General features: G+C 70.7%; 16 protein-coding genes. 6 read left to right on the plus strand and 10 right to left on the minus strand.

Annotated elements, in window-relative coordinates:
* Nucleotides 1–252: 252 nt before the first annotated feature.
* Nucleotides 253–1,470, plus strand: a complete 1,218-nt coding sequence (locus ACZ4QV_RS39690) for an FAD-dependent oxidoreductase (RefSeq protein WP_467764259.1) — start codon at nt 253–255, stop codon at nt 1,468–1,470.
* Nucleotides 1,471–1,525: 55 nt separating this feature from the next.
* Here the strand turns inward: ACZ4QV_RS39690 and ACZ4QV_RS39695 are convergent, their stop codons facing one another.
* Entirely contained in the window at nt 1,526–2,257 is a 732-nt protein-coding gene (locus tag ACZ4QV_RS39695; RefSeq protein WP_467764260.1) for a TioE family transcriptional regulator, read from the minus strand.
* A gap of 58 nt (nt 2,258–2,315) precedes the next feature.
* Here ACZ4QV_RS39695 and ACZ4QV_RS39700 point away from each other — a divergent pair, with 58 nt between their 5' ends.
* The gene (locus ACZ4QV_RS39700) at nt 2,316–3,521 is read left to right on the plus strand and encodes an erythromycin esterase family protein (protein WP_467764261.1); all 1,206 of its coding nucleotides are present in this window, start codon (nt 2,316–2,318) and stop codon (nt 3,519–3,521) included.
* Nucleotides 3,522–3,625: 104 nt separating this feature from the next.
* Here the strand turns inward: ACZ4QV_RS39700 and ACZ4QV_RS39705 are convergent, their stop codons facing one another.
* The 7 genes from ACZ4QV_RS39705 to ACZ4QV_RS39735 form a co-directional block, all read right to left on the minus strand.
* Nucleotides 3,626–5,272 (minus strand): MFS transporter, encoded by a 1,647-nt coding sequence (locus ACZ4QV_RS39705; protein ID WP_361154874.1) that lies wholly within the window; start codon nt 5,270–5,272, stop codon nt 3,626–3,628.
* Between the two features lie 222 nt (nt 5,273–5,494).
* Nucleotides 5,495–5,968: a MarR family winged helix-turn-helix transcriptional regulator gene (locus ACZ4QV_RS39710; RefSeq protein WP_467764262.1), complete on the minus strand. Its 474-nt coding sequence runs from the start codon at nt 5,966–5,968 to the stop codon at nt 5,495–5,497.
* A gap of 135 nt (nt 5,969–6,103) precedes the next feature.
* A complete protein-coding gene (locus tag ACZ4QV_RS39715) occupies nt 6,104–6,703 on the minus strand; it encodes a hypothetical protein (RefSeq protein WP_467764263.1) in 600 nt (199 codons plus the stop codon).
* Nucleotides 6,704–6,917: 214 nt separating this feature from the next.
* The gene (locus tag ACZ4QV_RS39720) at nt 6,918–7,640 is read right to left on the minus strand and encodes a DJ-1/PfpI family protein (RefSeq protein WP_467764264.1); all 723 of its coding nucleotides are present in this window, start codon (nt 7,638–7,640) and stop codon (nt 6,918–6,920) included.
* Nucleotides 7,641–7,718: 78 nt separating this feature from the next.
* Nucleotides 7,719–8,729, minus strand: coding sequence for a metallophosphoesterase family protein (locus tag ACZ4QV_RS39725; protein ID WP_467764265.1), 1,011 nt, complete (start codon nt 8,727–8,729; stop codon nt 7,719–7,721).
* Nucleotides 8,730–8,905: 176 nt separating this feature from the next.
* Complete coding sequence (locus ACZ4QV_RS39730; protein ID WP_361879739.1) at nt 8,906–9,241, minus strand: hypothetical protein; 336 nt, start codon at nt 9,239–9,241, stop codon at nt 8,906–8,908.
* Between the two features lie 93 nt (nt 9,242–9,334).
* A complete protein-coding gene (locus tag ACZ4QV_RS39735; protein WP_467764266.1) occupies nt 9,335–10,288 on the minus strand; it encodes a GNAT family N-acetyltransferase in 954 nt (317 codons plus the stop codon).
* A gap of 124 nt (nt 10,289–10,412) precedes the next feature.
* Between ACZ4QV_RS39735 and ACZ4QV_RS39740 the strand changes: the two genes are divergently transcribed.
* The gene (locus ACZ4QV_RS39740; protein ID WP_467764267.1) at nt 10,413–10,877 is read left to right on the plus strand and encodes a cupin domain-containing protein; all 465 of its coding nucleotides are present in this window, start codon (nt 10,413–10,415) and stop codon (nt 10,875–10,877) included.
* Nucleotides 10,878–11,074: 197 nt separating this feature from the next.
* Here ACZ4QV_RS39740 and ACZ4QV_RS39745 read toward each other — a convergent pair whose 3' ends face one another.
* Entirely contained in the window at nt 11,075–11,761 is a 687-nt protein-coding gene (locus ACZ4QV_RS39745) for a DUF4232 domain-containing protein (protein WP_467764268.1), read from the minus strand.
* A 486-nt stretch (nt 11,762–12,247) separates the two neighbouring features.
* Here ACZ4QV_RS39745 and ACZ4QV_RS39750 point away from each other — a divergent pair, with 486 nt between their 5' ends.
* The 3 genes from ACZ4QV_RS39750 (at nt 12,248) to ACZ4QV_RS39760 (ending at nt 15,760) form a co-directional block, all read left to right on the plus strand.
* Entirely contained in the window at nt 12,248–13,702 is a 1,455-nt protein-coding gene (locus tag ACZ4QV_RS39750) for an MFS transporter (RefSeq protein ID WP_467764269.1), read from the plus strand.
* A gap of 158 nt (nt 13,703–13,860) precedes the next feature.
* Nucleotides 13,861–14,802 (plus strand): META domain-containing protein, encoded by a 942-nt coding sequence (locus ACZ4QV_RS39755; RefSeq protein WP_467764270.1) that lies wholly within the window; start codon nt 13,861–13,863, stop codon nt 14,800–14,802.
* A gap of 568 nt (nt 14,803–15,370) precedes the next feature.
* Nucleotides 15,371–15,760: a DUF4333 domain-containing protein gene (locus ACZ4QV_RS39760; protein WP_361154896.1), complete on the plus strand. Its 390-nt coding sequence runs from the start codon at nt 15,371–15,373 to the stop codon at nt 15,758–15,760.
* A 138-nt stretch (nt 15,761–15,898) separates the two neighbouring features.
* On the opposite strand, the gene ACZ4QV_RS39765 is transcribed toward ACZ4QV_RS39760, so the two are convergent.
* Nucleotides 15,899–16,513 carry a TetR/AcrR family transcriptional regulator gene (locus tag ACZ4QV_RS39765; RefSeq protein ID WP_361154898.1) on the minus strand — a complete coding sequence of 205 codons (615 nt, stop codon included), beginning with the start codon at nt 16,511–16,513 and terminating at the stop codon, nt 15,899–15,901.
* Nucleotides 16,514–16,554 lie beyond the last annotated feature (41 nt).

Here is a 16,554-nt window from a genome sequence, read left to right on the forward strand (position 1 = left end):
GTGCGGGGGGGGGGGGGGGGGGGGCGCGCGGGGGGGGGGGGGGGGGCCCCCCCCCCCCGCGGCCCCGGGCGCGCCCCCCCCCCCCCCCCCCGGGGGGGGGGGGGGGGGGGGGGTCCCCCCCCCCCCCCCCCCGCCACCCTGCTCCGGAGGAACAGCCGGAACGGGGCTGGTCCCGAGCCGGCCCCGGAACAGGCCCGGGCCGGACGCAGACTTGACGCAGAATGGAACCCGCACAGAAGAGCGGAGTAATTCGTGGAACGCATACTGGTCATCGGTGGCGGCATCGCCGGCACGGCAACCGCGCTGGCGCTGCACAAGGCGGGATTCGACGTCGTCGTGCACGAGGCGCAGCCCGACACGGCCGAGGACATCGGGGCCTTCCTGACCCTGGCCAGCAACGGTATGCGCGCGTTGGCGCAGCTCGGCGCCTCGGCCGCGGTCACCTCGATCGGCTTTCCGCTGCGTTCCCTGCGTCTTCTCGACGACCGGGGCGGCGAGGTGGCGCACGCGCCGATGGGAGAGGCCGACGACGCGCTCCTGCGGTACCGGTGCCTGCGTCGCGGCGAGTTGAACGCTGCGCTGCAGGCCGAGGCCGTCCGCCGGGGCATCAGGATCGTGCACGGAGCGCGGCTGGTGTCCTTCGAGGACGGGCCGCACCAGGTGTCCGCGCGGTTCGCGGACGGCAGCGTCGCCACCGGTGATCTGCTCGTCGGCGCGGACGGGGTGCATTCGACCCTTCGACGGTCGATCGCCCCTGGCGTGGCCCCCGTCCCGGCGGGGCAGCGCGTCTTCTACGGCTACACCCGCAGCGCGCCGGTGGCGGAAGAGACCGGCCACATCACCATGGTGCGGGGCAGCAACGCGTCCTTCGGCTACGCGGTCTCACCGGACCGGGAGACGTACTGGTTCGCCCGGGTCGCCACCGAGGCCCTTCCCGCCGAGGAACCCGCAGGCCCCGCCCCCTTGCGCCGGCGTGAGCAACTGGTCGCCCTGCTGCGCGCGGGCGCCACGCCCGCCGCGGACATCGTCGCCGCCTCCACGGACGGCATCATGGCCACGAACGCCACCGAGATCCCGCCCGGCACCCCCTGGCACTCCGGGCGGACGCTGATCATCGGTGATGCCGCGCACGCGGCATCACCGGCGACGGGCCAAGGCGCGTCCATGGCCTTGGAGGACGCCGTCATCCTGGCCAAGTCCCTACGGGACACACCCGACGCGGAGCGCGCTCTCGCCCTCTACGAGGCGTGCCGCCGCCCTCGCGTCGAGCACAACATCACCGTCAGCGGGCAGATTTCGCGCGGTACCCGCACTCCCCCGCGCAGCGGCTCGGCACCGTCACCGGCACCGCAGCGTCCTGGCGACGACGCCTTGATCGCTCAACTGGACTGGCACACCGACCTGCGCACGGTCTCCGGCGAAGACGGCCCCGGGGCGACGGCGGCGGACCGTTCTTCGCCGCGGACGTAACGGACAGCGGCCCGAGCAGTCCGCCGGGTCCGATCCGGCCGTCGGCCCCGGCCGTTCATCCGCGTTTGCGGAGGTACGCCTCCAACTCCGCGGCCCCGGTCAGCATCGCGCGGGCCCGGGCGGACAGGCGCCCCTGCCAGTCACGCAGGGCGCCTTCCAGCGGCTCCAGCCCGCCCGCCGCCCGCACCTGGTCGATCAGCGGGGCGATCTGTTCCAGCAGATAGCCGCCCCGCCTGAGCTGGTGGACCAGGCGGACGTCCCGTACGTCGGACGCGTCGTAGACGCGGTAGCCGGTCAGCTGGTCGCGGCGCGGTCGTACCAGTCCGGCGTTCTCCCACTTGCGGAGCGTCGCGGGCCGGATGCCCAGCTTCACTGCCAGCGGCCCGATGAATGTGCTGCCGGTCTCCGACGCCGCGTCGGCCTCGGATGCCGGGGCCCGCGTCAGGTCGCGGATGGCGCTCTCGACAGCCTGGAGGGTGCGCCGGTCTTCGAGGAGCTGGGCGTGGCTCGCGTCGATGAGACGGAACGCCTCGTCGGCTTCGCCCCGGTTCACCGCCCGCAGGATCGACCCCGCCACCTGGTGGCCGTGGCCGGGCAACAGGGCGAGGAACGCGCGGAGGGCCAGTGCGTGCAGGGGGGTGTAGGCGCGGTAGCCGTGCGGTGTGCGGTCCGCGGCCGGAAGGATGCCGCCCTCCTCGTAGTTCCTGACGGCCTGCGTGGACAGGCCGTGCGCGCGGGCCAGGTCGATCGGCCTGAGACGCCCCTCGTTTTGAAGGTTCTTTCCCATTTTCCCGCCGCTAGAGAGCAAAAGCTTCAACCGAAGGTTCAACGATACCGTTGAAGGCATGGCATCCGACATCAAGGACACCGTCCATGCCGTCGAAGCCGCCGCCGTCATGCGGCTGCTCCCGGCCCGGCCGCGACTGCTCGCCCTGGGCGAGCCCACCCACGGGGAGGGCCCACTGCTCGACCTGCGCAACGACCTCTTCCGGCAGTTGGTCGAACAGGAGGGGTACCGCACCATCGCGATCGAGAGCGACTGCGTGGCAGGCCTGATCGTGGACGATTACGTCACCGCGGGCACCGGCACGCTCGACGACGTCATGGAACGCGGCTTCAGCCACGGGTTCGGCGCGTCCACGGCCAACCGTGAACTCGTACGGTGGGCACGGGCGTACAACGCCGGCCGGACGGCGTCGGGGCAGCTGCGCTTCGCCGGTTTCGACGGCCCGCTGGAGATCACCGGCGCCGCGAGCCCCCGGCAGGTCCTCACCGCCCTCCACGGCTACCTCGCCACCTGGGTGGACCCGGACCTGCTCCCCTGCACGGCGGAAGCACTCGACCAGCTCCTCGGCACCGACGAACGGTGGACCGACCCCGCCGTGATGACGGACCCGTCGCGGTCCGTGGGCCGGTCGCCCGAGGCCAGGGAACTGCGGCTGCTCGCCGACGACCTGGAAGCGCTGCTGCACGCCCACACACCACACCTGATCGCGGCCACCTCACGGGATGCCTGGGACCGGGCCTGCCTGTACGGGCGCACCGCCACCGGCCTGCTCCGCTACCACTTCTGGATGGCCGACACGTCCCCGAGCCGCATGACGCACCTGTTGGGCATACGGGACCAGATGATGGCCGACAACCTCCTCGCCCTCGCCGACCGGGGCCCCGCCCTGGTCCACGCCCACAACGCCCACCTCCAGCGGCACAAGAGCTCGATGCGCATGTGGGACCACCCCCTGCTGGAGTGGTGGAGCGCCGGCGCGATCGTGAGCGCCCGCCTGGGCGAGGAGTACGCCGTCCTGGCCACGGCCCTCGGCTCGATGCGGCACCGCGAGGTGGGCACCCCGCCGGCCGACACCGTCGAAGGGCTGCTGTACACGCTCCCGGAGGACCGCTACGTCGTTGACGCTTCCCGGCTGGCCACCGTGCTCGGTGACACGCCGCCCGCTGCCCGCGTCTCCCCCTGGTTCGGCTACGCCCCGCTCGATCCGGCCCACCTGGCGGACACCGACGGGCTCGTGTTCGTCAAGGACGTCCCGCAGACATAGCGGGTGGGTGCAGGGGCGGCCGTCGCCCGGCCGCCAACGCGGACAACGGCCCGGCCGGGGCGCCTGTGCAGAACAGGCGCCCCGGCCGGGCCGGTCCGCTGTTCTCAGTGCCCGGCGGGCGCCTGCGGATCGCGTCGGACGCCGACCGCGGCGAGCACCGCGCCGATCACGCACAGCACACCGGTGACGAGGGCCGCGGTGTGCACACCGTTGACGAATGCCTGGCCGCTGCCCTCGACCACCGCGGACTTCAACTGGTGCGGCATGCCGTCGCCGACCGGCGACACCCCCATCGCGACCGCGTCCTTGGCCTCGTGCATCCGCGCGGCGACGGGGGCGGGGACACCGGCCGAGGCCAGCTCGTCCGTCAGAGTGGCGCCGACCCTGCTGCTGATCAGGGACATCAGCACGGAGGTGCCCAGCGCGCCGCCGACCTGGAGGGCGGTGGCCTGCAGTCCCCCGGCCACCCCCGCGTCACTGACCGGCGCGTTGCCGACGATCGCGTCGGAGGAGGCGGCCATCACCATCCCCACGCCGAGACCGAGCGCGATGAACGGCGGCCACATGGCGGCGTACGAGGAGTGCACCCCCCAGCCGAGGATGCCGAAGGAGGCACCCGCTTGCAGCACCATGCCCAGCGGCATGGACAGCCGGGCACCGAACCGCTCGGTGAGCTTCGCCCCCAGCGGCGAGGCGACCACGGAGGCCAGGCTCAGCGGCAGGGTGCGCACCCCGGCTTCGACGGGCGTGAAGCCGCGTACGTTCTGCAGGTAGAGCATGACGAAGAAGATCACGCCGAGCAGGACGAAGAAGTTGACGGCGGTGATGACCGTACCGATGGTCAGCGCCGGGCTGCGGAACAGCCGCATCGGCAGGATGGGGTTGCCGCGCTGCTCCTCGGCCGCGCCGGCCGGGGAGGCCGGGGCCGGTCGCCCGAGGCGCGTCTCGTACCAGCCGAATGCCAGCAGCACGACGATGCCCGCCGCGAGTACGCCGAGGGTCGAACCCGCGCCCCAGCCCCACGACTCCCCCTTGACGACGCCGAAGACGACGAGGAGCAGGCCGAGCGCGAGGAGGACGACACCCGGGATGTCGAAACGGTGCCGGCCGGCCGTGCTCTTGCTCTGCGGCAGGACGAGCGCGCTGAACACCAGGGCCACGACGCCGATGGGGGCGTTGATGTAGAAGACGGACTCCCAGTTGACGTGCTCGACGAGCAGACCGCCGACGATCGGGCCGAGCGCCGTGGACACGGACGACACCATCGCCCAGATGCCCACCGCCATACCGAACTTCTTCGGCGGGAAGGCCGCACGCAGCAGGCCCAGCGTGTTGGGCATCAGCAGTGCGCCGAAGAAGCCCTGCACCGCGCGGAAGGCGATGACGCCCTCGATCGAGCCGGACAGGCCGATGGCGACGGACGCCAGGGCGAAACCGGCGACACCGATCAGGTAGTAGGTACGCCGGCCGAACCGGTCACCGAGCTTGCCGCCGAGGATCAGCGTGGCGGCCAGGGCCAGCAGGTAGGAGTTGGTGACCCATTGCAGGTCGGCGGTGGAGGCGTGCAGGTCCCGGCCGATCTCCGGATTCGCGATCGAGACGACCGAACCGTCCAGACCGACCATGAACAGGCCGAAGGCGACCGCGACGAGCGTCAGCCAGGGGTGACCGCGGCGGCCCCGGGCCGGTTCCGGCGGCGCGGGCGGCGCGTGGGTGGGCATGGGTGAGTGCCCCATGACGGAGGAGGACATGGTGATGCCTTGCTTCTTCGAAGGGGGTGAATGGGGAGGTGTGTGGTGCTACAGGGGTGCGCGGCTACGGGCGACTGCGGACTGCTGCGGGCTACTGCCGGGACGTGGAACACGGCACGGCGAGGATCACGGCACAGCCGACGGCCGACGACGGGCCGGCAGCCCTGGCCATTGATCGGGTTCAACGGCCCGGATCACCGGCCCGGGTGTCGGTCCGGGGCGTCAGTCCGCAGCAGGGTGGATCCGCTGCGCCAGTCCCTGGAGAGCGCCGAGAGCGGACCCGATGGCGTCGAGATCCCCGTCGGTGAGGGCGTGCAGCGCCTCGACGAGGTAGCCGTCCACCAGGTTGTCGACCTCGGCGACCTGGCGCCGGGCCTTGGCCGTCAGGTGCAGGTGCGCCACCCGTTTGTCGGCCGCGTCCTGCCTGCGCTCCAGCAGCCCCTGGGCAGCCAGCTGGGTGACCAGGGCGCTCACGTTGTTGGGCTTGATGAGCAGCGCGTCGGCTGCCGCGCGCACGGTGACACCGTCGTGTTCGGCGACGTGCCGCAGCAGCGCGATCTGGCTCTCGGGAAGCCTGGGGAACGGGAGGTCCTGGACGATCCGCCGGTCAAGGGCCCGGTGCAGTGCGGGCAGGACGGACGCGAGCCCGGAGGCGATGCGGTGGGTGTCCTGGCCGGACGCACGGGAGGCGGTCATGCGGACACTTTAGGTATGACGTCATACCTAAGTCAAGCCGCACGCCCTTGCCCACCCGAAGACCCCGGACGGAACGCGAATACCTCCGTAAGCCGTAACCCGCAGCCCGCAGCCCGCAGCCCGCAGCCCGCAGGATCAGACGTACGGACTCCACCGGCCGAAGCGGGCCAGCAGACTCGCGGCCTGGCGGGAGTTCAGCCCGAGAGCTGTCGCCACCTCCTCCGGGGACATCGCGCCACGGGCCTTGCGGGCCGCCCAGTACCCCAGATTGGCCGCGGAGATCTCCATACGGCGGGCGATCTTGACGGCCCCCACCGGGGACTCCTCGGTGTACCGCTCGACCTCCGCCTCAAGCGTCTCCAGCAGCCCGGCGATCCGCTCGGGCACCGGGACGGTCGACTCGCCCACCTCCATGATGTGTCGGTCCCAGTCCGTCATGCACCGGTCCGCGTCCGCGGCGGCGGCCGTGCGCAACGGCTGGTCGCCGACCTTGCCCCAGTCGAGGACATGACTGGCCCCCACCCAGCCGCAGGCGCACGTGGCCCGGAACGCGGACGCCCGCGGCGCCCGAGCGCTCCGCCCGTCGTAGATGCTCCAGTGACTGGAGCTCGGTACGTAGCCCCCGGAACCCGCGTCGAAGTACACGGGCTCGGCGGTACTGCCGTCGTCCAGGAGCACCTTGACCGTTCCCTCGTGCGACGCCCCGTACTCGTCGGCCGTCCAGCTCTCTTCCACCGCACGCTCCTTGCCCTCGTCCGCCCCGGCCCACCCTGCCGTACGGCCGAGGCGGTGGTACGACCTTGCCGTACCGGGCACTCCGGGGGCAGCGAAACGGACGGACTGCACCCTCCGGCGCGAAGTCGAAGAGTGCAGCCGCACCGCACCACCCCCTCGCCTGCGTCACCCTTCGGCTGCATCTCCCCTCAGCAGCCGCACCGCGCCCTCCCGGCTACACCGCCGCCTGCACCGTTTCCGCGTGGACGCCGAGCCGCCGGGCCGCCCGCTCCGCGACCTGCGCGAAGACGGCGCCCATGTCGGCGCTCGCGGCAAGGAGCTGCTCGGTGAGTTCGGGGCCGGCCAGCTCCGGGGTGCCCACGCCGAACGGGGGCCGGGGCGCGTACTCCATCATGAGTTCCGACTTCCGTGCGACGTCGTCGCCGAAGAATGCCTGGAGGAGCCGCAGCCCGATCCCGAAGCTTCCGGTCGCCGGGCCGGCGGTGATCCGGTTGCGGTCCTCCACGACGTTGCCGCGCGCCGGCACGGCACCGTAGTGCACGAGATTGTCGTGCAGTTGGAAGTTGGTCGTCGCGCGGTACCCGAGCAGCAGGCCCGCCGCGCCCAGCAGCAGCGACCCGGCACACACTCCGGCCACCCAGGTGGCCCGGCTGCCCCGGTCGGCGAGGAAGGCGAGAACGTCCTCGTCCTCGAAGATTTCCGGCGGCACGGCACCGGCGTACAGGACGTCGAGGTCCGCGGGGCAGTCCTCGAAGGTGGTCGTCGCGCGGGTGGGGAAGTGCGGCATGCCGGCGATCTCGTCCCGGTTCTTCCAGACGAGGTGCAGGTTCACGTCCGGCAGCAGGCCGAAGGCGGTGTGGAACCCGATGATGTCGACCGGCATGTAGCCGGGGCACACCAGGATGGCGATCTCAAGAGCACGACGTTCGGATGTCATGGCCGACCCTTCTCGAAGAACTTACAGACAGGCTAACAGCTTGGCTGTAAGTTGGGAACGTCCGAGCCCGGCATCCGCTCACCGCGCCAGCGGCACGGTGATCTCCTTCAGCCAGGCACGGCGGGCGAAGTCGCGGGCCTTGATGACGACCGCGTCGCGGCGCACCTCGACCTGAAGACCCTGGTTGAAGGTTCCGCCGACGGAGACTTCGCCACCCTTGCCGTCGTCCCGGTAACCGGTCTGGACGGCACCGGTGTTGACCACCGTGAACCCGCTCAGGTTCGCGGTACCGGGTACGACCCGGCGCACCACCCAGTCGGAGAGTTCCAGGTCCCAGTGGGTGTGGCCGCTGAAGAGGAAGACGTCCGGGTGGCGGCCGAGCAGGCCCAGGAGGCGGTCGGCCTGGAGGTAGTCGCTCGCGTAGAGCTTGTTGCGGGTGCCGGAGACCGTGTCGGGAAGGGGATGGTGGGTGATCACCATGACCGGCTTGCGGCGGCGCGACCAGTGCCACAGGCGGTCCTCCAGCCATGTGAACTGCGCGTCACTGATCCAGACCTCGTCCCAGAGCTTCGGATCGTGGTAGTGCGCGTACCGCTCGGTGCCGAGGGTCAGCACGGGGATACCGCCGAAGGAGGTTTCGGCGTGGACCGTGCCGCGCCGGGCGAAGCGGTGGAAGCTTCGGAAGAGGGAGTCCTCGGTGGTGTGGTTGGGCCAGGTGTCCTGGGACAGGGTGCCGGGGTCGCGCCACTTCGGTACGTAGAATTCGTGGTTGCCGATCGCCCAGGCCACCTCGTGCGGGTGCGAGTGGCGCGCCAGTTCGGCGCTGACCTGCGCGTATTCGGCGTCGTAGCCGCGCGGTGTGATGTCGCCCGCGACGGCGAGACCGGCGCTGTGCGGGTTGACGGCCGCCATGTCGTCCAGGGCCCGGCCGAAGTCGCGCAGGTCCCCTTGGATGTCGCTGATGACGTTGAACCGTACGGCGGCGCCCCGCCCGGGGTCTCGGTGCGGAGTGGCGTATGCCTGCGGAAGGCTTGCGGCGGCCGCCAGGGCGGTGCCACCGCCCGCGGCGAGAAGGGCTCTGCGGTCCATGTGCGGCTCCGGATGCGCGAGTTGTACGGGGTGTCCCCTGTCGTTGGTGAAGATCACGGCGCGGGGTGCACTCCGGGCTACCGGCATCGGGCCTGTACATGTGCGGGGCATGAACTTGTGTCTGCTCTTGAACAACACGGCTCACCGCCGCACCCCGGCCCGGCACCCGCCTCTGGTCAGATCGGCGTACGACCGGCGTCACGGGCCGCCCACCAGGCCAGGCAGGCCAGCCCCAGCACCACGAGCGCGGCCACCGCGGTCCCCACAGACACCGCCACCCGGACCCTGCGACCACCCCGGTCACCCATGACGGCTCGGACAGACGCCCAGCTCGCCAGCGTGAGCGCCGGGACGCCGAGCATCATCACCGGCAGCTCGACATACAGCAGGCTCCACTCCCGCTCGCCCTCGAACCCTCCCCCGAGGCCGGCGCGGGCCCCGGACAGCCATACTCCGCATCCCACGCAGGCCCCCAGAAAGGCCAGCAGGCAGCCTGCTCCGGCGGCGTCCACACTTCTTCTTCGCATGCTGATGGCGACGCCACACACTTGGTCGCGGTTCCTCACCTGCACCGCGGCTCAGCCGCCGGCCAGGACAGCCCTCGCTCAGACGGTGCGCACCAGCTCCCAGGTGTCCACGGCGAAGTCGAGAACCATCCCGTGCCGTTCGTAAAGGGCGAGCGCGCCGCTGCTGTTGTCGGTGTCGACGCCGAGACCTATGAGGTGCCGGCCCAGCTCCGCGTAGTGACCGAAAGCGTGGCGGAGGAGGTGGCTGCCGAGCCCCTGGCCGCGGGCCCGCTCCAGGACACCGAGGTGTGCGATCCAGGCCATCGAGGCACGGGCGTCGTGGGTGCGCAGCACCGCGGCGTCGCCGAGGCCGTCCACCCGCGCGATCCATATCAGCGACCAGTCCGCGCGGTCGGCGTCGATGTCGTCCAGCCACTGTTCGTACGTCCGGGGCTGGAAGTCGAAGTGGCTGGCGAACGTCTCCTGGAGCAGCGCGTGGGCGCACCGGCGGTCGGCCTCGGTGCGGCAGGGGCGCAAGGCCACGCCGGGCGGCGGGGTCGGCAGCCGGTCGGTGGCGGTGGACAGGGTCCGGTTCAGTACGTTGTAGCGGCGCACCGTACGCCAGCCCCGTCGGCGGAGCGCGTCGAGGTCCATGGTGGGCGCGGTGTTGAGGTGCAGGTGGATCACCGCTCGTGCCGCGCCGTTGGCGGCCGCTCGCTGTACGGCCCGCGCCTCCATCAGGTCGTACAGGTGCAGGGCGCCCGGCAGTCTGCCGGGCAGGACGTAGTGATCCATGTCGATGCGCTCGCCGCCGGACTCGTCCCACAGCAGGCCGTACGCGATCAGCCGCCCCGCGTCGTACATCAGCCAGGAGTCGTGCTCCAGGTCCGCTTCGGGGTGCTTGAGGTCCGCCTGCACCTCGCTCAGGTCGGTGTCGGCGCGGCCCACCTCCAGCAGGTCGATCTCGTTGAGCAGCGCGCACACCGCCGCCGCGTCGTCGAGCGTCGCCGGGCGTACGGTCAGGCCGAGCGGCGGGGTGAGGGGCGAGGTCATGCGCCGATTCTCCGACGCCGGCCCAACGACCGCCACGGATTAACGCGTTGGCACCCGGTGTTCACGTCAGTACGGCACCACCCGCCAGGAGGCGCAAGAACGAGCCAAGGTGCAGGAGGACTCCATGAGCTTTGCCCTCGTACGCAATCCGGGCGACGGTCAGAACTTCCGCTACTACCGAAGCGTGATCGAGCAGGTCGTGTCCAACGCCGAGACGGGCGGCGCGGTCACCGTCATGAGGCAGACCGCGCGGCCCGAAGACGCACCGCCCCTGCACACTCACAGCCGGGAGGACGAGAGCTTCGTCATCCTGTCCGGCCGCGTGCGGTACTGGGTCGGCTCGCCCTCACTCGCCAAGTGCGACGTGCACGAGGCCGAGCCGGGCGCCTACATCTTCGTCCCCCGGTTCACCCCCCACACGTTCCAGACCATCACACCGACCGCCGACATCCTCGTCATCAACAACCCCGGAGCCATCGAGGGGTACTTCCACGCGATCGGCCCCGCCGACGCGCGCAGCGACACCGAACACACCGACATCCTCGGACACTACGGAACGGTGCTCCTGGACAGCCCACCGCCTTCCTGAACATCCTCCGGGCGAGAGCATGCTCTCGTCCGGACGCCACTGCGACGACTCCTGCTCAAGCCGCCGGTCCGGATCCGTGGCAATGCCGGCCCCTGTGACCGCCAAGGCCACGGCTCGCCTACGTCGGCGACTCCTGGAACGACCGCATCAGCTCGTTCCGTCAGGCGGGGGCGCCGACGGGGAACCGCTGGTGGCGGTCAGCCGATGGGATGGACGAAGGTGGCCGGCTGAGTGGCACCGTCCTGGTGGACGAGCGGGCCCCAGGGCCACTTCAGGGTCAACGCGGTGGTCTCGTCGGGCGGGGTGACGGCCACGGTGGCGGGCTTCCAGGAGCCTTCCTCGTTCTCCTTCGCCATCCCCAGGTTGATCGTGAAGTCGGTGCTGTCGCCAGGGCCCAGGACGATCGAGCCGTGCTTGGCGGCCGACCGGGCCAGGGACCAGCTCGGGCCGCCCCCGTCCGGTGTGAGGTCCACACCGGCGAACCCGCCGATCTTGCAGGTGCGGCCGCTGGTGTTGGTCAGCACGATGCTGGTGGTCGTGCCCCCGTCCGCGTCCGGGTCCGGGACCGCGTCCTCGCCGGTGGCGAAGGCTGCCTTGAGTCCGGAGGTGTGGCAGCGCTGGACACCCGAGCCCGCCTTGCCGCCCCGGGCGGCATTCTCACTGCCCGGCTGCTTGCCCGCGTCTCCCGCCTCGGCACCGGAGCCCGAACCGCCGGGCTCCGCGGCGGCCGCACCCGTATCCGTCTGCCCCGGCCCCTTCGTACCGGTGGCATCCGCCCCGGAACAGGCTGTCAAGGCCAGACCGGCGGCCACGGTCAGGGCCGCGGCTGCGACGCGCAGCGTGCGACGACGGGCGGTACGCGAAGTGTTCGTGCTCAACTTCATGCTCAAGCCCGTGCCTGTCTCCGTGCCTGTTTCCGTACCAGTCTCCGTGCCTGCTTCCGTGCCTGTTTCCGTGCTCAACTTCGTGCTCATTTCGGGTCCCCCAGGGCAGACGATGCCGTTGACTCCTCGGTACGTCACCCACTCTGGCCAGGGCCCCTGGCGTGAAGCTGCCACTCCGCTAACACGCGGCTAACACCCCGCGCGCCGCGCCGGGTTGACGCCTCCAGAGTCGGAGCGATGTCGGGAACGGGCCTCACAACAGGCTTGCGCGTGGGAATTCGCAGCGTAAGGCCCCTACGACGACAGGAATCCCCTTTCCCGGCGCTCTGACTGGGGGGCGCCGCTTCCCTACCTCCACTCTGTCCGGGGCCGAGCTCGGTGCCCTCCCTGTTTTTCCCAGGGCGTCCCGGTTCACAGGACGAGGCGACGAGCTGGCGTACCGGCGTACCGGCGTACCGACCGTGATCATGATGGGAAGGACCTCCGATGACCGTTGAGCACGTGCTCGCGCCGAGTCCCGCAGCGGCGCACCGATGGCGGTGGCCGGCGCTCGCTGCCCTGCTGCTCGGTGAGGCCATGAACTTGTTGGACGCGACCATCGTTCAGGTCGCCGCGCCCGCGATCCACGCCGAGCTCGGAGGGACGGTGTCCGACATCCAGTGGTTCACGACGGCCTACACCCTCCCGTTCGCGGTGCTGCTGATCACCGGTGGCCGACTGGGCGACATCGCCGGCCGGCGGCGGATCTTCGTCATCGGCGTCACCGGCTTCATGCTCGCGTCCGCCGCCTGTGCTCTCGCACCCTCGGCGGGTCTCCTGATCGCCTTCCGTGCGGTTCAGGGAGCCGCGGCGGCCGTGATCATCCCTCAGACCATCGGTCTGATCAAGACCATGTTCTCCGGCGACGAGATGTCCAAGGCGCTGGGCAGCATCGGCCCCGTGATGGGCCTGGCCGCCGTCTGCGGTCCGGTGCTCGGTGGTGTGCTGACCCATGCCGACCTGTTCGGCTCGTCGTGGCGCGCGGCGTTCCTGGTCAACGTCCCGGTGTCCCTCGCCGTACTGGTTATCGCCCCCAAGATGCCGGAGGCCCGCGCTCCGAAACGGCCCACACTCGACCTGACCGGCACGCTTCTGGCCATGGTCGGTACCGGGCTCGTCGTCCATCCCCTCATCGGGGGAGACATCGCCACGCTGCCAGGGTGGAGCTGGGGAGCCGTCGTAACCGGTCTGCTGGTGATGATCCTGTTCGGACTGCACCAGCGACGGGCGGCTGCGGGCGGCCGCAGTCCGCTGGTGGAGTCGAGCCTGTTCGCGCGGCGGAGCTTTCCTGCCGCCTTGGTGACGTCGGCGGCGTTCTTCGCCGTGACGAACGGTCTGATGATGGTCATCGTGCTGCACCTTCAGCTGGGACTCGGCACCGACGCGCTCGACGCGGGGCTGACACTCGTCCCGTGGTCGGTCGGTCTGGCCATCGCGTCGTGGCTGGCCGGCGCCCGCCTGGTGCGGCGCTACAGGCACCACACCATGTCCATCGGTCTCGGCGTACTCCTGGCCGGAGCGCTGGCCGCCATCGCCGTGTACCGAACGGCGGACGTCACGGCCTACCCCAAGCCGCTGCTGCTCGCGCTGGGTCTCATCGGCCTGGGCGTCGGCCTCTTCGGCCCCGCCTTCTTCACCATCGCCCTGGAGCCGCTGCAACCTCAGGAGATCGGGTCGGCCGCCGGACTGCTGAACGCCGTACAGCAGCTCGGAGCCACGCTCGGAGTGGCCGTCCTGGGCAGCGTGTACCTCAACTACGCTGTTTCCGGGGGCCCTTCCGCCGCCCTGCACGCGGTTCAGATCGCCTTCTGGGTCGCTGTCGCGCTGGTGGTGGTGAGCTTCGGCACCAGCAGGCTGATGGTGCCGAAGGGCCCTTCGGGCCGGGCCGTGACACCGCACTGATCGAACCACCTGCCGAAACAGTCCCTTCCCCGTGGCGGCCTCATGGCCGCCGCGGGGAGGACTGGCAGGCCGTCGGCCGCGCCCGGAAGGGACGCGATGGGAGTCGGAACCGGACATGTCACCCAAGCGTCCCGATAAGCATGAAGGTGTCCCGAAGATTGGCTCTCGTCCCTGCTGCCACACTGGCGGCGCTCCTCACCCTCTCCGCATGCGGCGGTGGTGTGGAGGGTGACGGCGCGCCGGGAGACCTCGCGGCGCCCGCGTTTCCCGCAGAGCAGCGACCGGCCGGCGCGGGCGGGCTGCTGGCGGAAGGCGTCTGGCGGTTTCGGGAGGTCACGTTCGACGGCCAGGAGGAAAACCTGCCGTCCGAGGCGCGTGCGTGGATCGCGCTGCACGGCGACGGCACCGCCTCGGGTGACTACGGCTGTACGCCGTTCCGTCTGAAAGCCGAGGTGTCGGCCACCCGGCTCACGCTGGGCGAGAAACTGACCCCTCGTCCCGCCCCCTCCGCGGCCCCTCCACTGGCCGGGTCCGGACCGTGCGCTCCGCACAGCGGACACGACCGACTGAAGCTGACGCGCTTCGAGAAGCAGGTGCAAGGAGCGCTCCGCGGGAATCTCTCACTGTCCTTGGAGCGGCCCAACACGCAAGGCGAGGTGGAGCTGCATCTCAAGAACCAACAGGGCGACGACATCACCCTCGTGCAAGCCAGGAGCGACACCTTCTTCACGACCCGGTGGAAACTCAGCACCGTCACGGCCTACGACAGCCAAGGTCCGGAATTCGCCGCCGGCGACCGGATGTACTTCGATTTCCACAAGAACGGCGAGGTGAGCGGCAAACTCGGCTGCAACGACTTCACCGCCCGGGCCACGTTCTCCGGATTGCACGTCTTCTTCCACGACGTGGCCCTCTCCTCGCACCGCGGCTGCGACGAGAAAATCATGGAGGAGGAAGCGGGCGTACTGGCAACGTTGCGGAAGTCGTTCAATTACACATACTGGGCAGAGCCGGGAAGTTCCCGTATGTCCCTGACGCATGACCTGGCGTTCCCCGCGATGGAGACCGGCTTTCTCTTCCAGGGGCTCCCCCGCCGATAGCGGCGGCCGACGACCGACGGACCGGAATCGAAAACGGAACGGAACCGGAACCGGATTCACCACGGATGCGCGCTGCTACGCCGCATTAGCCGTCCGTTAGTGGAACGCCAACGTGATCTTCGAAGCTGTCTTTCGTCCGGGAGCGAGACGAGGGAACAGCGCAACAGGAGAACACGATGCACACCGCCGCCCGCCGATTCCGTGGCCGCACCGGCCACCGGATCGCCGCCGCCGTCGTCGCCACGGCGCCGGGTCCGGGGGCCACGGCCTGCGGGCAGGATTCCGTGGCGGCGGGTGCTTCCGGCTCAGCGGACTCCGCTGCCTCTTCGCCTGCGTCCAGTGCCCGGCACTCCTCGGCCTCGTCCCAGTCCACCGGCAGCAAGTCCGCCCCGCCGGAAGCGGCGTCGCCAACGCCACGCGCGGATCGGCGCCGCCACCTTCACATGCGATGCCGGCGAGGCGGTCGAGGGGACATACCACCCGTTGGTTCCGCACTGCGGGTGAGGACGGACGGGTGAGGAAGAACAGCCGGGCAGAACCGGCCGGAACGAAATTCGAGGAACACCGTATGAAGCGCATCATCATCGCCTTGGCCGTGATTGTCGTACTGGCGGCAGGCGGCGGAATCGCCCTGAGCCTGAACACGAACAACGGCGGGGCGGTCCTCACCGCGAGCGGGGCCGGGCACGAGGTGCCGCGCGCGGACGTGGAGGAGAACGCCAAGGGCCATCCCTTCCGCGGCGAGGAGCCGGATTCGGTGAGCTGCCCGAGCGGGCTGCGGGCGAAGGAGGCGGAGAGTGTCCGGTGCACCGCCGTCTACAAGGGCCGGCCGAAGTCGATGACGATTTCCGTCACCGAAGTGCAGGACGACCAGGTGACGGTCGACTTCGCCATCCTCGACAAGAGCACGGAGGGCGCCGCCCAGGGAGCCGAAGGCGAAGCGGGGAAGAGCAAGTAGCGGTCCGTCGGTCGCGGAGCCGGAGCAGTTCGACTCCCCTCCCCCGCTCGTTCTCGCGAACGCCTGGCGCCTGGGCGCGGGAGGGGACGGCCTGAGCGACGTCGGCCGGGAACGGCTGCGGACGGACCGCAGCCGCCGTCACTCCTGCGATGCCCCCAGGGCACGGACCAGATGGGGCAGGACGCGGCGGGCCAAGGGAGCGGGGTCGGCGTCGGTGGTCGTGTGGGTGACGCGCATGGCGGTGAGGCCCTCGTAGAGCGCCACGACCAGGCGGGCGAGGGCGGTGGAGGAGACGTCGGGGGCTTGTCCGGAGGACGCGAGGCAGCGGCCCAGGATCTCGGCCAGGCCGGTGTTGAGGCGCTCTTCGTGTTCGGCCAGGGCGCGCGCGATCTCCGGGTGGCGCGCCGCGTGCAGGGTGAATTCCATCGAGACCAGGAACCAGGAGCGCTCCTGCGCGTCATGCGTGGCCAGGAGGTCGAAGACGCGCGCCACCGGGTCGGCGTCGTTCGTGAACGTCTCGACCTGCTCCCGGAGTTGGGACAGAAGCCGGTCGGTGTGCGTGTCGTACAGGGCCAGGAAGAGTTCTTCCTTGTCCCGGAAGTTCGAGTAGAAGGCGCCGCGGGTCAGTCCGGCCTGCTGGACGATGTCACTGATCGACGTGGCGTGGAAGCCGCGCTCGGCGAAGAGCACGAGCGCGCTGTCGGTGAGTGCGGCGACGGTGGCCGGCCGGCGTTTGGTGGGTGACTTGGGCACGTACCGCTCCCTGGAGGTGATGGTTCCTCCCGAAGGGTACG

The organism is Streptomyces sp. NPDC026394 (genome assembly GCF_055567735.1).

Excerpts from the sequence above, each read along its gene's own strand:
- ACZ4QV_RS39695 (WP_467764260.1), bottom strand. The coding sequence starts at position 2,257 with ATGGGAAAGAACCTTCAAAACGAGGGGCGTCTCAGGCCGATCGACCTG.
- ACZ4QV_RS39700 (WP_467764261.1), top strand. The coding sequence starts at position 2,316 with ATGGCATCCGACATCAAGGACACCGTCCATGCCGTCGAAGCCGCCGCC.
- ACZ4QV_RS39705 (WP_361154874.1), bottom strand. The coding sequence starts at position 5,272 with ATGTCCTCCTCCGTCATGGGGCACTCACCCATGCCCACCCACGCGCCG.
- ACZ4QV_RS39710 (WP_467764262.1), bottom strand. The coding sequence starts at position 5,968 with ATGACCGCCTCCCGTGCGTCCGGCCAGGACACCCACCGCATCGCCTCC.
- ACZ4QV_RS39720 (WP_467764264.1), bottom strand. The coding sequence starts at position 7,640 with ATGACATCCGAACGTCGTGCTCTTGAGATCGCCATCCTGGTGTGCCCC.
- ACZ4QV_RS39725 (WP_467764265.1), bottom strand. The coding sequence starts at position 8,729 with ATGGACCGCAGAGCCCTTCTCGCCGCGGGCGGTGGCACCGCCCTGGCG.
- ACZ4QV_RS39735 (WP_467764266.1), bottom strand. The coding sequence starts at position 10,288 with ATGACCTCGCCCCTCACCCCGCCGCTCGGCCTGACCGTACGCCCGGCG.
- ACZ4QV_RS39740 (WP_467764267.1), top strand. The coding sequence starts at position 10,413 with ATGAGCTTTGCCCTCGTACGCAATCCGGGCGACGGTCAGAACTTCCGC.
- ACZ4QV_RS39745 (WP_467764268.1), bottom strand. The coding sequence starts at position 11,761 with ATGAAGTTGAGCACGAACACTTCGCGTACCGCCCGTCGTCGCACGCTG.
- ACZ4QV_RS39750 (WP_467764269.1), top strand. The coding sequence starts at position 12,248 with ATGACCGTTGAGCACGTGCTCGCGCCGAGTCCCGCAGCGGCGCACCGA.
- ACZ4QV_RS39760 (WP_361154896.1), top strand. The coding sequence starts at position 15,371 with ATGAAGCGCATCATCATCGCCTTGGCCGTGATTGTCGTACTGGCGGCA.